12 protein-coding genes are annotated in these 13,583 nt (G+C 60.3%); 10 read left to right on the forward strand and 2 right to left on the reverse strand.

The annotated features are described in order from the left end of the window. Positions 1–9: 9 nt before the first annotated feature. On the forward strand, positions 10–255 hold the full coding sequence (locus tag AAIS01_RS09865) for a GlsB/YeaQ/YmgE family stress response membrane protein (RefSeq protein WP_256229514.1): 246 nt from the start codon (positions 10–12) through the stop codon (positions 253–255). A gap of 87 nt (positions 256–342) precedes the next feature. Next, positions 343–879, forward strand: coding sequence for a DUF3299 domain-containing protein (locus AAIS01_RS09870; RefSeq protein ID WP_343468810.1), 537 nt, complete (start codon positions 343–345; stop codon positions 877–879). A 137-nt stretch (positions 880–1,016) separates the two neighbouring features. Here the strand turns inward: AAIS01_RS09870 and AAIS01_RS09875 are convergent, their stop codons facing one another. Both AAIS01_RS09875 and AAIS01_RS09880 read right to left on the reverse strand, forming a co-directional pair. Next, positions 1,017–1,916 carry a D-hexose-6-phosphate mutarotase gene (locus AAIS01_RS09875; protein ID WP_343468811.1) on the reverse strand — a complete coding sequence of 300 codons (900 nt, stop codon included), beginning with the start codon at positions 1,914–1,916 and terminating at the stop codon, positions 1,017–1,019. Positions 1,917–1,973: 57 nt separating this feature from the next. Next, complete coding sequence (locus tag AAIS01_RS09880; RefSeq protein WP_003177184.1) at positions 1,974–2,378, reverse strand: acyl-CoA thioesterase; 405 nt, start codon at positions 2,376–2,378, stop codon at positions 1,974–1,976. 361 nt (positions 2,379–2,739) lie between these two features. On the opposite strand from AAIS01_RS09880, the gene AAIS01_RS09885 reads away from it, so the two are divergent. The 8 genes from AAIS01_RS09885 to AAIS01_RS09920 all read left to right on the forward strand — a co-directional run bounded on the left by AAIS01_RS09885 (position 2,740) and on the right by AAIS01_RS09920 (position 13,524). Then, entirely contained in the window at positions 2,740–4,038 is a 1,299-nt protein-coding gene (locus AAIS01_RS09885) for an MFS transporter (protein ID WP_343468812.1), read from the forward strand. Positions 4,039–4,257: 219 nt separating this feature from the next. After that, the gene (locus AAIS01_RS09890; protein WP_343468813.1) at positions 4,258–5,256 is read left to right on the forward strand and encodes a phosphate ABC transporter substrate-binding protein PstS family protein; all 999 of its coding nucleotides are present in this window, start codon (positions 4,258–4,260) and stop codon (positions 5,254–5,256) included. A gap of 216 nt (positions 5,257–5,472) precedes the next feature. Then, a complete protein-coding gene (locus AAIS01_RS09895; protein WP_343468814.1) occupies positions 5,473–7,758 on the forward strand; it encodes an ABC transporter permease subunit in 2,286 nt (761 codons plus the stop codon). A 15-nt stretch (positions 7,759–7,773) separates the two neighbouring features. After that, positions 7,774–9,444 carry a phosphate ABC transporter permease PstA gene (gene pstA, locus AAIS01_RS09900; protein ID WP_343468815.1) on the forward strand — a complete coding sequence of 557 codons (1,671 nt, stop codon included), beginning with the start codon at positions 7,774–7,776 and terminating at the stop codon, positions 9,442–9,444. A 162-nt stretch (positions 9,445–9,606) separates the two neighbouring features. After that, the gene (pstB, locus tag AAIS01_RS09905; protein WP_343468816.1) at positions 9,607–10,440 is read left to right on the forward strand and encodes a phosphate ABC transporter ATP-binding protein PstB; all 834 of its coding nucleotides are present in this window, start codon (positions 9,607–9,609) and stop codon (positions 10,438–10,440) included. 113 nt (positions 10,441–10,553) lie between these two features. Next, positions 10,554–11,315: a phosphate signaling complex protein PhoU gene (phoU, locus tag AAIS01_RS09910; protein WP_214916041.1), complete on the forward strand. Its 762-nt coding sequence runs from the start codon at positions 10,554–10,556 to the stop codon at positions 11,313–11,315. A 168-nt stretch (positions 11,316–11,483) separates the two neighbouring features. Continuing rightward, on the forward strand, positions 11,484–12,410 hold the full coding sequence (locus tag AAIS01_RS09915; protein WP_343468817.1) for a response regulator: 927 nt from the start codon (positions 11,484–11,486) through the stop codon (positions 12,408–12,410). Positions 12,411–12,627: 217 nt separating this feature from the next. Beyond that, positions 12,628–13,524, forward strand: coding sequence for a peptidoglycan DD-metalloendopeptidase family protein (locus AAIS01_RS09920; protein ID WP_343468818.1), 897 nt, complete (start codon positions 12,628–12,630; stop codon positions 13,522–13,524). The last annotated feature ends 59 nt before the right edge of the window (positions 13,525–13,583 follow it).

Here is a 13,583-nt window from a genome sequence, read left to right on the forward strand (position 1 = left end):
GGAAATGCCATGGGAATCATTGGAACCATCTTTATCGGCTTGATCGTGGGCCTGCTGGCGCGCTTCCTGAAACCGGGCGATGACAGCATGGGCTGGATCATGACCATCCTGCTCGGTATCGGCGGTTCGTTGGCAGCCACTTACGGCGGCCAGGCCCTGGGCATCTACCAGGCGGGCGAAGGCGCCGGTTTCCTCGGTGCCCTGGTGGGCGCGGTGGTGTTGCTGGTGATCTACGGTCTGATCAAAAGAAACTGATTCTGTGACAAAGCCCCCTCTGCGTTGGCGCGCAGGGAGGGCTAGAATGCCCGGCGTCGCACTTCCTACTTATTGCCGAGCCCATTCATGCGCCGTTTAGTCTTGACCCTCCTTCTGCTGGGCAGCGGCCTGGCCCACGCCGCCGAACTGCCAGAAACCGACTGGCTCGAACTGATGCCCAAGTCGGACCAGAAAGCCCTCGAGGCCATGCCCGAGATCGACCATAACTCCCCCGAAGCCAGCGGCACCTTCACCGAAAAAGGTGGCCTGAAGCAAAGCAAGGGCTTGCCGGCGGTGATGTATTCGAGCAAGACCGTAGCGTCGATGAACAACAGGCATATTCGCCTGGGCGGCTACCCGGTGCCGCTGGAGTCCGACGCCAAGGGCCACAGCACGCTGTTCTTCCTGGTGCCTTACCCGGGCGCCTGCATCCACGTCCCGCCACCACCGCCCAATCAACTGGTACTGGTGCGCTATCCCAAGGGTTTGAAGCTGGACGACATCTACACACCGCTCTGGGTGACCGGCACGCTGAAGATTGAAAAGGTCGACAACGACCTGGCCAGCGCGGCGTATGCGCTGGAAGCGGAAAAAGTAAGGGTGGTGCAGGAGGCGGATTTGTAACCGGTCGCTAATATGGCGCCGATCCACATGTGGGAGCGGGCTTGCTCGCGAAGGCGGTGTATCAGTCAGCATGAGTATCAACTGACACGCCGCCTTCGCGAGCAAGCCCGCTCCCACAGTGGTTTCTGTGGTGGGGTTTAGAGCGGCTTGCTGCCGACGCTGACGCCGAGGGTATGGCTGGCCTGCGGCAGCAGCGTCACCACATCGGCCATCACGTTCGCCGTCTCGATGCAGAGCATGCGCTGCCAGCCCTCGTCGGCCATGTCGCTGAAGGCCTTGGCGCGCTCGGTCCAGGGGTTCCAGATCACCGCCGAGCGTGAACCGCTGCTGGTCAGTTCGATGCGTCGTTCCCACTGCGGGTCAACGATGCTCAGCGTCGGTGGGGTATCGAGATAGATGCGATCGGTCTCGCCGGTAAAGTGCAGGTCGCCAGCCTGGGTGACGGTTTTCCAGTCGTCCAGTGTTTCGATGTAACGCAAGCCATTCACGCCTTCGACATGCACGTTACGCACGTCGCTGACGGCGAAGTAGCTGTGCAGTGCCTGGCTCAGGCTGACGCTTTCGCTGCCGCGGTTATGGCTGGTGAGGCGGATGTGCAGCTGTTCGTCCATCACGATGGTCAGCGTCAGGTCCACCTGATGGGGCCAGCCGGAGAGCCCGTTTTCGGGGTAGGGCAGCACGAATTCCACGTTCAGGCTCTCGCCCTGGGCTTCGATGCCCTTGAGCTCCCAATCCATGGCCCGCACCAAGCCGTGAGCGGTGGCCGGTTCGTTGCTCACGCGCATGGCCTGCACGCTGTCGGGGTTGCGCGTCAGGTTGCCAAACCACGGCCAGCACACCGGCACCCCGGCACGGATGCTCTTGCCCGTCTTGAACGTTGCCTGGTCGTTGAGCCAGATCAGCGGCGGCTGGCCGTCGACCTGATAGCTGAGGATGTGCGCGCCTTGCTGGGCCACCAGCAACTCGGCCTGACCGTGGCGGATGCGCCAGCCGTTCAGTTCATCCAGTTTGACGGCTTCGACATGGGGCGTAGGCATACTGCAAGTCTCGCTCAGGAACATGAACTGCAATGGACCGCAAAACGGCCCCCGTGTTTAACGGGCGCGTGGCGGAACCGAGCGGGTACGGCCACTGCCATCGATGGCGACGAACACAAACACCGCCTCGGTGACCTTGCGCCATTCGCTGGACAACGGATCGTCACTCCAGACCTCGACCATCATCTGGATAGAACTGCGGCCGATCTCCAGCGCCTGGGTATAAAAAGACAGCTGGGCACCCACGGCCACCGGCACCAGAAACGCCATGCGATCGATCGCCACCGTGGCCACGCGTCCGCCAGCCACTTTACTGGCCATGGCCGTGCCAGCCAGGTCCATCTGGGAAACCAGCCAGCCGCCGAAAATATCGCCAAAGCCGTTGGTTTCGCGAGGAAGCGCGGTGATTTGCAGGGCCAGGTCGCCTTGCGGGATTGGATCTTCCTGTTCGAGCTCTATCATGCCGGGGGGCCTCTGACCCGTAACTCTGTCTGATGTATCAGGTGAATAGCCGTCTCTGAAAAAAACGATTCAGCCCGAACATGCGTTCGTCACGTTTTTCGTAAAGGCGTGCCAAAGGGAAACTCTGCGAAACCGGCTGGCAGGTTACTACGACACCAACGACGTTTTCGCACAGCAACCCCTTACAGAGTGTTGCAAGGATGCGAGTATATCGAGCGATAGACGTCGAGACGACCACCCGGTTCCGATTTTGACTGTCAATTACGCACCTCTATGTGCTTTTTTGAACAATTTGCTATCGTGCCGAGCCTGCCCACCGTTGTCCGGGGTTGCAGAACTGACTATAAGAGAAGCCCTTGCCATGACCACTGCGCCTTCGAGCACGGCGACACCCGTTCAATCGGCTCGTCCGTTGACCCGTAACGATTACAAGACCCTGTCGCTTTCTGCCTTGGGCGGTGCGTTGGAGTTCTACGATTTCATCATTTTCGTGTTCTTCGCCACCGTGGTCGGCAAATTGTTTTTCCCCGCCGAAATGCCTGAGTGGCTGCGCTTGATGCAGACGTTCGGCATTTTTGCCGCCGGTTATCTGGCCCGGCCTCTGGGCGGGATCATCATGGCGCACTTCGGTGACCTGCTGGGACGCAAGAAAATGTTCACCCTGAGCATTTTCATGATGGCCGTGCCGACCCTCATCATGGGATTGCTGCCGACCTATGCCCAGATCGGCATGTGGGCGCCGATTCTGCTGTTGCTGATGCGGGTGATCCAGGGCGCGGCCATTGGCGGCGAAGTGCCGGGGGCCTGGGTATTCGTTTCCGAGCACGTCCCGGCGCGCCACATCGGTTATGCCTGCGGCACGCTGACCTGCGGCCTGACGGTAGGCATTTTGCTCGGTTCGCTGATGGCTACTGCCATCAACCGCATCTATACGCCCGTAGAAGTGGCGGATTACGCCTGGCGGATTCCGTTCCTGCTGGGAGGTGTGTTCGGCCTGTTCTCGGTGTACCTGCGTCGCTGGCTGCACGAAACCCCGATATTCGCCGAGCTGCAACTGCGCAAGGCCCTGGCCGCAGAAGTGCCGTTGCGCACCGTGATGCGCGATCACCGTGGCGCCATCGTCATTTCGATGCTGCTGACCTGGCTGCTGTCGGCCGGCATCATCGTGATCATCCTGATGACCCCGACCGTGCTGCAAACGGTGTATCACTTCAGCCCGACCACCGCGTTGCAGGCCAACAGTCTGGCGATCATATTCCTGAGCTTTGGCTGCATCGGTTCTGGCGTGCTGGCCGACCGCTTCGGGGCCGGACGAGTGTTCGTGTTCGGCAGCGCGTTGCTGTTGATCACCTCCTGGACCTTCTACCACAGCCTGTTCAACCATCCCGACTGGCTGTTTCCGCTCTATGCCCTGAGCGGGCTGCTGGTGGGCACCATCGGCGCGGTGCCCTATGTCATGGTCAAGGCTTTCCCGGCCGTGGTGCGCTTCAGCGGCCTGTCGTTCTCCTACAACCTGGCCTATGCAATCTTTGGTGGCCTGACCCCGATGATCGTTACCCTGCTGCTCAAGGAAAGCCCGATGGGGCCGGCCTATTACGTGGCCGTCATCTGCGGCATCGGGATGGCGGTAGGGGCGTATCTCTGGAAGAAAGGTCGTTAGGCCTTAATCGACTGCATTGACCTCATCGCGAGCAGGCTCGCTCCCACAGGATCTACGCGGTCCCTGTGGGAGCGAGCTTGCTCGCGATTGGACCTGCGCGATTGTCTTTTCAATCGCAATAATGGCCTTTCATCCAATTGTCATATTTCAGCCATAGAGTGTTCACACGGCTTACCGATACTTGGCCGACTTAACACACCTATCTGCTAGGAGTAAGGCATGAAACTGAAGCGTTTGATGACGGCAATGACCTTTGTCGCCGCTGGCGTTGCGACCGCCCACGCGGTTGCCGCTGTCGACCCAGCCATCCCGAGCTACACCAAGACCACTGGTGTGTCGGGCAACCTGTCCAGCGTCGGCTCCGATACCCTGGCCAACCTGATGACCTTGTGGGCCGAGAACTACAAGAAAGAGTACCCGAACGTAAATATCCAGATTCAGGCTGCAGGTTCCTCCACTGCGCCACCGGCTCTGACTGAAGGCACCTCCAACCTGGGCCCGATGAGCCGCAAGATGAAGGACAACGAGCTGCAGGCCTTCGAAACCAAATACGGTTACAAGCCTACCGCCGTCCCAGTGGCCGTAGACGCCCTGGCTGTGTTCGTACACAAAGACAACCCGATCAAAGGCCTGACCATGGCTCAGGTCGATGCAATTTTCTCGTCCACTCGTCTGTGCGGCGCTAAAACCGACGTGAAAACCTGGGGTGACCTGGGCGTGACCGGCGACCTGGCCAACAAGCCAGTTCAATTGTTCGGTCGTAACTCGGTATCCGGCACCTACGGTTACTTCAAAGAAGAAGCCCTGTGCAAAGGCGACTACAAGTCCAACGTCAACGAACAACCAGGTTCGGCCTCGGTTGTGCAGTCGATCAGCAGCTCGCTTAACGGCGTTGGCTACTCGGGCATCGGCTACAAGACCGCCAGCGTGAAAACCGTGGCCCTTGCCAAGAAAGAAGGCGAGCCGTTCATCGAAGACACCGAAGAAAACACCCTGAACGGCAAGTACCCACTGTCGCGTTTCCTCTACGTCTACATCAACAAGGCGCCGAACAAGCCTCTGGCCCCGCTGGAAGCTGAGTTCCTGAAGCTGGTCCTGTCCAAGCAAGGTCAGGAAGTTGTGGTCAAGGACGGCTACATCCCACTGCCAGCCAAGGTTGCCGCCAAGGCTCTGGCTGACCTGGGTCTGTCCGAAGGCGCCAACGTCGCCAAGAAGTAACACCTGAGCCCGGGCCGCACCCGGGCTTTTGTGGGAGCGGGCTTGCTCGCGAAGAGGCCAGTGTATTCAACACTGATGTTGACTGGCCCCACGCTTTCGCGAGCAAGCCCGCTCCCACACCCAATTTCCTGTCCGCTGCCGGTGTCCACGTGCGGCGGATTTGTTGCGTCACTGCATTGTCATCTTTCTGTCATACAGGATCGCTAGGGTGTGCGCATGAATGATCTGGCCAATTCCACAATGACTACGACTTCCCCTCCCAAGCGCATTGATTTCAATACGCCTGAACTGCAACGCAAGCGCCGCATCCGCGCGCTCAAGGATCGCTTGACTCGCTGGTATGTGCTGGTTGGCGGGCTCGCCGTGCTGGCGGCCATTACCTTGATTTTCTTCTTCCTGGCGTACGTGGTCCTCCCGCTGTTCCAAGGCGCGGACCTGACCTCCAAGGATTCGATCACCCCTGCCTGGATGCAGGATGCCGGCAAACCGCTGATGATCGCCATCGAAGAGCAGAACCAGGTGGCGATGCGGGTTTCCGACAAGGGCCAGGCGTTGTTTTTCGACATCGACAGTGGTGCAGAGCTGCGTCGTGTCGACTTGCCGGTCCCGGCCGGTGCCAGCGTGACCTCCATTGGTGAAGACCAGCCCGGCAATCCGCTGGTGGTGATCGGCCTGTCCAATGGTCAGGCCTTGGTGTTCCGTCATACCTACAAGGTCAGCTACCCGGACGGCAAGAAAACCATCTCGCCCGCCATTGAGTACCCCTACGGCGAAACGCCGATTGTACTCAACGAGCAGGGTGCGCCGCTGGAACATGTCAGCCTGAACGCCACTGATTCGACCCTGTTGCTCGCCGGTTCCTCGGGCGCACAACTGCATGTGCTGTCGATCACCAGTGAAGAAAACATGATGACCGGTGAAGTCACCAGCGAGCAGACGCGTATCGAGCTGCCGCAGATGACCGAGCCGGTCAAAAACATCTTCGTCGACCCGCGTCAGCAATGGCTGTATGTCGTCAACGGACGTGCCCAGGCCGACGTGTTCAGCCTGCGGGACAAGAGCCTCAACGGTCGCTACAAGCTGCTTGAGAACGGCGACGCCCAAGTCACTGCCAGTACCCAGTTGGTGGGCGGGATCTCCCTGATCATTGGTGACTCCACCGGTGGCCTGGCTCAATGGTTCATGGCCCGTGACCCGGACGGCGAACAGCGTCTGAAGCAGATTCGTACGTTCCAGATGGGCACTGCGCCGGTCATCGAGATCACCGCCGAGGAACGTCGCAAGGGCTTCGTCGCCCTGGACGCGTCCGGCAAGCTCGGCGTGTTCCACAGTACCGCACACCGCACCTTGTTGGTGGATCAGGTGGTCGACGGTCAAGGCCTGTTCGGCATGTCGCCCCGGGCCAACCGTCTGATCGTGGAGCAGGGCGGCAAGCTGCAACCGTTGCTGCTGGAGAACCCGCACCCGGAAGTCTCGTGGAGCGCGTTGTGGGGCAAGGTCTGGTACGAAAACTACGACGAGCCTAAATACGTCTGGCAATCGACCGCCGCCAATACCGATTTCGAACCCAAGATGAGCCTTGCGCCGCTGACCTTCGGCACCCTGAAAGCGGCGTTCTACGCGATGCTGCTGGCTGCGCCGCTAGCGATTGCCGCCGCGATCTACACCGCGTACTTCATGGCCCCAAGCTTGCGCCGCAAGGTCAAGCCGGTGATCGAGCTGATGGAAGCGATGCCGACGGTGATCCTCGGTTTCTTCGCCGGCCTGTTCCTGGCGCCTTACGTCGAAGGGCATCTACCGGGTATTTTCAGCCTGCTGATGTTGATGCCGATCGGCATCCTGGTGGCCGGTTTTGTTTTCAGCCGCTTGCCTGAGTCCGTGCGCCTGAAGGTGCCTGAAGGCTGGGAAAGCGCGATGTTGATCCCGGTGATCCTGTTCGTGGGCTGGCTCTCGCTGTACATGAGCCCGTACATGGAAGCCTGGTTCTTCGGCGGCGACATGCGCATGTGGATCTCCCATGACCTGGGCATTACCTACGACCAGCGCAACGCCTTGGTAGTGGGTCTGGCGATGGGCTTCGCGGTGATCCCGAACATCTACTCCATCGCCGAAGACGCCGTGTTCAGCGTACCGCGCGGCCTGACCCTGGGCTCGCTGGCCCTCGGCGCCACGCCGTGGCAGACCATGACCCGCGTGGTGATCCTCACCGCCAGCCCTGGCATTTTCTCGGCGCTGATGATCGGCATGGGGCGTGCGGTCGGCGAAACCATGATCGTACTGATGGCCACCGGTAACACGCCGGTCATGGAAATGAACCTGTTCGAAGGCCTGCGCACCTTGGCGGCCAACGTGGCGGTGGAAATGCCTGAGTCGGAAGTTGGCGGCAGTCATTACCGCGTGCTGTTCCTGTCGGCGCTGGTCCTGCTGTTGTTCACTTTCATCATGAACACCCTCGCCGAGCTGATCCGTCAGCGTCTGCGCAAGAAATATTCGTCGCTTTAAGAAAGGTAGAAGTCTGTGAAACAGAACTCCCTGAAAGGATGGTTCAAGAGCGGCGCCCCCGGCGTCTGGATCAGCGGTGGCGCGGTGTCCATCGCGGTCATCATGACCATTGGCCTGCTGGCAGTGATTGCCGTGCGCGGTCTGGGCCACTTCTGGCCAGCGGACCTGATCCACGCCAGCTACAACGTGCCGGGCATGCCCGCGCATGTGGTGGTTGGTGAAGTGGTGCAGAAAGAGTCAGTGCCCCGCGAGCGCCTGAAAAGCGCTGGCCTGCCGGTGCCGGACGAAGGCCCCGAGTTCATGACCCGCGAGTTGATCAAGGTCGGCAACCGGGATCTCAATGGCACTGACTTTACCTGGATCGTCGGCGATTGGCTGACCAACCAGACCACGCCGCCAGAGCTGATGGCCATCGAGCGTCGTGAGTGGGGCAATTTCTACGGCTACCTGGTCAACGTCAAAGAAAACGGTAAGGTCATCGCCGAAGGCGAAGCGGCCTGGCCGGAACTGCAAGCTCGCGTGGCCCGGGTCAACAAGCTCGCGGCCGAGCTCAAGACCCTGGAAAAATCCGACATCGGTGCCATCAACGCAGGGCTTGAGCGCATTCGTCTCAAAGGCCGCAAGCTGGAGCTTGATGGCAAACTGGACGCCGCGGCGCAAGCGGATCTGGACGCTGACCGTGCTGAGCTCGATGCCCGTTACAAGGACATCGAGGCGCGTCTGGGTGATCTGCACTCGCAGTTCAACCGCGACAGCCTGACCGCCCGCGATGCCAATGGCAAAGAACTGGAAATCGAAATCGGCAAAGTGGTTCATGCCTACCAGCCGAATGGCATGGGCACGTTTACCAAGATCGGCTTCTACTTCAGCAAGGTTTGGGAGTTCCTCAGCGACGATCCTCGTGAAGCCAACACCGAAGGCGGGATCTTCCCGGCGATTTTCGGTACGGTGATGATGACCCTGATCATGGCGGTGATCGTGACGCCATTCGGTGTGCTGGCAGCGGTTTACCTGCGTGAGTACGCTCGTCAAGGCCCGATGACCCGTCTGATCCGCATTGCGGTGAACAACCTGGCGGGTGTACCGGCCATTGTTTACGGCGTGTTTGGCCTGGGCTTCTTCGTGTATGTGTTGGGTGGTTCGGTTGACCGGTTGTTCTTCCCCGAAGCCTTGCCGGCGCCGACCTTCGGTACTCCGGGCCTGCTTTGGGCGTCCCTGACCCTGGCGCTGCTGGCGGTGCCGGTGGTGATCGTGGCCACCGAAGAAGGCCTGGCGCGAATTCCGCGTACCGTGCGCGAAGGCTCCCTGGCTCTGGGCGCGACCAAGGCCGAGACGCTGTGGAAAATCGTGCTGCCGATGGCAAGCCCGGCGATGATGACCGGCATGATCCTCGCGGTGGCTCGCGCCGCCGGTGAAGTGGCGCCATTGATGCTGGTAGGCGTAGTGAAACTGGCCCCGTCGCTGCCGCTGGACGGCAACTACCCGTACCTGCACCTGGACCAGAAGATCATGCACCTGGGCTTTCACATTTATGACGTAGGCTTCCAGAGCCCGAACGTCGAAGCGGCGCGACCGCTGGTATACGCCACGGCGCTGTTGCTGGTGGTGGTGATTGCCACGCTCAACCTGTCGGCGGTGTGGATCCGTAACCACCTGCGCGAGAAGTACAAGGCATTGGATAGCTGATTTTCATGTGGGAGCGGGCTTGCTCGCGAAGACGGCGGCACATTCAGCAGAGATGCAGGCTGACACACCGTTTTCGCGAGCAAGCCCGCTCCCACAGGAACACCGAATGGCATTGCCGCTCAGCGGCCAACGAACCGAATTTGTTAGCACAGGGAGCCTCCCATGCAACCCGAGACACAAGCACGCGGCATCAACATGTCGGCCCTGGGCCGCGACAAGCAGAGCCTGGACCTGGCTCAGGAAACCGTCGCCATTGAAGTGCCCGGCCTGAACCTGTTCTACGGCCAGAAGCAGGCGCTGTACGACGTCAGCCTGAACATCCCGAAGCAGCGCGTCACCGCGTTCATCGGGCCGTCGGGCTGCGGCAAGTCGACCTTGTTGCGTACCTTCAACCGCATGAACGACCTGGTGGACGGCTGCCGCGTCGAGGGTGAAATCAACCTCTACGGTAATAACATCTACCGCAAGGGCGAAGATGTGGCTGAGTTGCGTCGTCGTGTGGGCATGGTGTTCCAGAAGCCCAACCCGTTCCCCAAAACCATTTACGAGAACGTGGTCTACGGCCTGCGTATCCAGGGCATCAACAAGAAGCGCATTCTCGACGAAGCAGTGGAGTGGGCGCTCAAGGGCGCGGCGCTGTGGGACGAGGTCAAGGATCGTCTGCACGAATCGGCACTGGGCCTGTCCGGTGGTCAACAGCAACGTCTGGTGATCGCCCGTACCATCGCCGTTGAGCCGGAAGTCTTGTTGCTCGACGAACCTTGCTCGGCCCTGGATCCGATCTCGACCCTGAAAGTCGAAGAGCTGATCTACGAGCTCAAGTCCAAATTCACCATCGTCATCGTGACCCACAACATGCAGCAGGCGGCGCGGGTTTCTGACTACACCGCCTTCATGTACATGGGCAAACTGGTGGAATTCGGCGACACCGACACCCTGTTTACCAACCCAGCCATGAAGCAAACCGAAGACTACATCACGGGTCGCTACGGCTAGCCGTAGAGCCGCAAGCTTTAAGCTGCAAGCGGCAAGTAAAAGCGATCCGGGTAACGACATACATCAGCTTGCAGCTTAAAGCTTGCAGCTCACAGCTTTTGCGGAGCAAAACCATGATTTCGAAGGAAGGCCTTACTCACCACATTTCCGCACAGTTCAATGCCGAGCTTGAGGAAGTGCGCAGCCACCTGCTGGCCATGGGCGGGCTGGTGGAAAAGCAGGTCAACGACGCGGTGACCTCGCTGATCGAGGCCGACTCCGGCCTTGCCCAGCAAGTACGCGAGATCGACGACCAGATCAACCAGATGGAGCGCAACATCGACGAAGAGTGCCTGCGCATTCTGGCCCGTCGCCAACCGGCCGCTTCCGACCTGCGCCTGATCATCAGCATCTCCAAGTCGGTGATCGACCTGGAACGCATCGGCGACGAAAGCACCAAGATCGCCCGTCGTGCCATCCAGTTGTGTGAAGAAGGTGAAGCGCCGCGTGGTTACGTCGAGGTTCGCCACATCGGCGACCAGGTGCGCAACATGGTGCGTGACGCACTGGACGCCTTTGCCCGTTTCGACGCCGATCTGGCGTTGTCGGTGGCCCAGTACGACAAGATCATCGACCGCGAATACAAGACCGCCCTGCGTGAGTTGGCGACCTACATGATGGAAGACCCGCGTTCGATCTCCCGGGTGTTGAGCATTATTTGGGTGCTGCGTTCGCTGGAGCGTATCGGCGATCATGCCCGCAACATCTCCGAACTTGTGATCTACCTGGTGCGCGGTACTGACGTAAGGCACCTGGGCCTCAAACGAATGAAGGAAGAAGTGGAAGGCACCCCGTCCGAAACCGCTAATGTTCCGGGCAAAACTGACGATAAGTAAGATTGCCCAAGAAAAGCGCCCGGCCTTCTGGTCGGGCTTTTTTTTGCGGCTTTTTTAATCGAAAGCAGCACCCCGCGAACGAAGAGTCCCGGCGTGACTGAAGGTTTTTGGCAATGTGCCATCAGTAAAAGCGGTATGCTTGCCGGGATTTTTTAGAGGTGTATCTGGATGAGTAAGGTCAGTGTGTTGGTCGTGGACGATGCTTCGTTCATTCGTGACCTGGTGAAGAAGTGCCTGCGCAACTACTTCCCGGGCATCCGCATCGAAGATGCGGTGAACGGTAAGAAAGCCCAATCCCTGCTGGCCCGTGAGGCGTTCGACCTGGTGCTGTGCGACTGGGAAATGCCGGAAATGTCTGGCCTGGAGCTGCTGACCTGGTGTCGTCAGCAGGACAACCTCAAGGGCATGCCGTTCGTGATGGTCACCAGCCGCGGTGACAAGGAAAACGTGGTCCAGGCGATTCAGGCCGGCGTTTCCGGCTATGTCAGCAAGCCGTTCACCAACGAGCAACTGCTGACCAAGGTCAAGCAGGCCCTGCACAAGGTTGGCAAGCTCGATACCCTGATGAACAGCGCTCCGACCAAGATGAACTCGGCGTTCGGCAATGATTCGCTCAGCGCGCTGACCGGCGGCAAGGCGGCGCCGGTTGTCGCGGCGACTGTCGCTCCCACAGCCGCTCCCCAAGCCGCCGCTGCGCCGGCCCGCGGCATGCTCAACAGCCAGCCCGTCAAGGCGCCTTCAGCCGCACCGGCCGGTGGCAATCGTGGTCAGGGCCAGTTGCGCCTCTCCAGCGGCACCCAGCAATGCGTGATCAAGGCCCTGAGCCTCAAGGAAGCGCTGCTGGTGGTCAAGCGCACCGACACCCTGCCACAGGTGCTGGAAAGCGCGGTGCTGGACATGGAGCAGGGCGACAACGCCGAAACCGCTCGCCTCAACGGCTACATGCACGCCATCGTTGCTCACGAGCAAACCCCTGACAGCGAATGGCTGCAACTGACCTTCCGCTTCGTCGATAAAGACCCCCAGAAACTCGACTACATCTCCCGCCTGATCGCCCGTGGTACAGCGCAGAAGCACTTCGTACCTGGCGCCTGATTCGGCGGCGCCTTTGAGTCTGCTATCGCGAGCAAGCTCGCTCCCACAGGGGATCTTCAGTGTTCACTGGATCGAGTGTGGGAGCGAGCTTGCTCGCGATGGGGCCATAAGATCCAACACCGATCGTTGATCCAATTTTGAAACATCCGTCGACTACGCTGGTCCATCCAGCTGCTAGGCTGCTGTGCAGGCCTTCATTTCGACAGAATTTTTGCCCATGTTTCTGCCCCTGCTGTTTGCCTGTGGTCTTGTCCTGGCCTCCACTTCGGCCGTGGCGATGACGATCTACAAATCCACCGATGCCAATGGCGTGGTGTCCTACAGTGACCGTCCCAGCAAGGGCGCGCAGGTGTTCGTGTTCCGTGATCGTATGGTCGAACGCCTTGAGCGCCAGGTATTTCTCGATATCAAGAAACATAAAGGCGCGGACGCGGTGTTCGTGCGCAACGACCTGTACGCGCCGGTGGAGATCGAGCTGAGTTTTGCCGGGCTGCGCAATGTGAGCGGGGCACCGAGCCGGCCGATTCGGCGGGTGCTGCCGGCGCGCAGTAACCTGCGCCTGGCGCTGCTCACGGCCACCCGGCCCGGAAAGCCGCTGGTGTATACCCCAAGGTTTGAGTATTCCCTGGGGGACCCTGCAGGCGCCGCCGAGGCCTATCGGTATCCGCTGCCTTGGCGCGGCGGGCCGTTCCGGCTGAGCCAGGGGGCCAACGGCAAATACAGCCATTACGGCCCGAAGAACCGCTACGCCATGGACATCGCCATGCCCGTCGGCACGCCGATCATCGCCGCGCGGGGTGGCGTGGTGATCAAGACCGAGAACGATCAGGCTGGCCGCGGGGACGATCCTGCGGGCAACTTCGTGCGGGTGCTGCACGATGACGGGACCATGGGCGTGTACCTGCACCTGCAGAAAGGCTCGGTGAGCGTACGGGAAGGGCAGCGGGTCGGGGTGGGCACGCCGTTGGCGTTGTCGGGCAATACCGGCAACAGCTCAGGCCCGCACCTGCATTTCGTGGTGCAGCGCAATACCGGGCTGGGGCTGGTGTCGATTCCCTACCAGTTCAATCAACCGGTGGGAGACTTGCCCAACTTTGCGTTGGGCAAGCAGTAAGCGGCTGGCGCCGATCTACTGTGGCGAGGGAGCTTGCTCCCGCTGGGTCGCGAAGCGGC

The sequence above is a fragment of the Pseudomonas halotolerans genome (assembly GCF_039581215.1).
In the GTDB taxonomy this organism is placed as follows: domain Bacteria; phylum Pseudomonadota; class Gammaproteobacteria; order Pseudomonadales; family Pseudomonadaceae; genus Aquipseudomonas; species Aquipseudomonas tehranensis.